This is a genomic window from Streptomyces sp. NPDC020801, assembly GCF_044334385.1.
In the GTDB taxonomy this organism is placed as follows: domain Bacteria; phylum Actinomycetota; class Actinomycetes; order Streptomycetales; family Streptomycetaceae; genus Streptomyces.
This window is the reverse complement of sequence record NZ_JBIRST010000075.1, coordinates 1-1,503: the sequence shown is the minus strand read 5'-3', so window position 1 is coordinate 1,503 and position 1,503 is coordinate 1. Positions and strand designations below refer to the sequence as shown.

General features: G+C 65.5%; 1 protein-coding gene. It reads left to right on the top strand.

Features of this window, described 5'->3' with window-relative positions; genetic code table 11:
• Positions 1-94 precede the first annotated feature (94 nt).
• Entirely contained in the window at positions 95-1,414 is a 1,320-nt protein-coding gene (locus ACH4UM_RS41755; protein ID WP_398191916.1) for an IS256 family transposase, read from the top strand.
• The last annotated feature ends 89 nt before the right edge of the window (positions 1,415-1,503 follow it).

Sequence of the window (1,503 nt, the reverse complement as noted above, 5' to 3'; positions counted from 1 at the left end):
GAGGCTGTTTACTCCTTTGTGTAAGAGGTGATCTTGCTGGGTGCTGGTCGGGCCCCGGCTGACACCAGGAATGTGACGCACAGTGAGTGACCTGATGAACGAGCACGCCTCGCACGCCGAGTCCGCAGAGCCCCGCGAAGAGGCATCCCGCCGACTGGCCGGGGCCCTGTCGCCCGCCGCGATCGATCGGCTACTGGCGGACGCGGAGGCGGCCGGGGTCGGCATCGACGGCCAGGGCGGTCTGCTGCAGCAGATGATGAAGGCGGTCCTGGAGCGGGCCCTGCAGACGGAGATGGCCGACCACCTCGGCTACGAGGCGGGCGACCCGGCCGGACGCGGCTCGGGCAACTCCCGCAACGGCTCCTATCCCAAGACGCTGACGACGGTGGCCGGCCCGGTCACCGTGGAGGTGCCCAGGGACCGCAGGGCGGAGTTCGAGCCGGTGATCGTGCCCAAGGGCAGGCGGCGCCTGGCCCAGGTCGACGACATGATCTTGTCCCTGTACGCCCGTGGCATGACCACCCGGGACATCACCGCGCACCTGAAGGAGGTCTACGGCTCGGAAGTGTCCCCGGCCCTGGTCTCGAAGATCACCGATGTGGTCGCCGACGAGATAACTGCCTGGCAAAACCGGCCCGTTGACGAGGTTTACCCCATCCTCTACATCGACGCGCTGAGCGTGAAGGTGAGGGACGGTGGCATGGTCACCAACAAGTCCGCCCACCTGGTCATCGGCGTCGACGTGGACGGCATCAAGAACGTGCTGGGCATCTGGCTGCAGGATGCCGAAGGCTCGAAGTTCTGGCTGAACGTGCTCACCCAGCTCAAGAACCGCGGCCTGCGCGACGCGCTGATCGTGTGTTGCGACGGGCTGACCGGCCTCCCGGAGGCGATCAACACCGTCTGGGACAAGGCCCTGGTCCAGACCTGTGTCACGCACCTGATCCGCTCGTCGATGAAATACGTCTCCTATACCGACCGCAAGAAGGTCGCCGCCGCCCTCAAGCCGATCTACACCGCCAGTACCGAGTCCGAGGCGCTGTCGGCCCTGGACGAGCTGCGCTCCGATTACGGCAAGAACTACCCAGGCCTGCTCGCCAGTTGGGAACGAGCCTGGGAGGAGTTCATCCCCTTCCTCGCCTTCGACCGCGAGATACGCCGCGTGATCTATACCACCAACGCCATCGAATCCCTCAACTACCAGCTGCGCAAAATCACCAAGACCCGCGGACACTTCCCCTCCGACGACGCCGCCATCAAACTCCTCTACCTCGGCATCCGCCGCATCGAGGGCCGCCACATCGACGGCGACGGCCCCATCCCCCAAGGACGCGTCCGCGGCACCGGCACCCTCGGCTGGAAGCGCGCCATGAACCACTTCATGCTCGCCTTCCCCGACCGCCTCCCCCTCTGACCTCGGCAAGATCACCAACAGTAACCACCGCCGACGGCCCGACCAGCAAGCACGCATGCCTCTACATACACAAAGGAATTGACAACCTC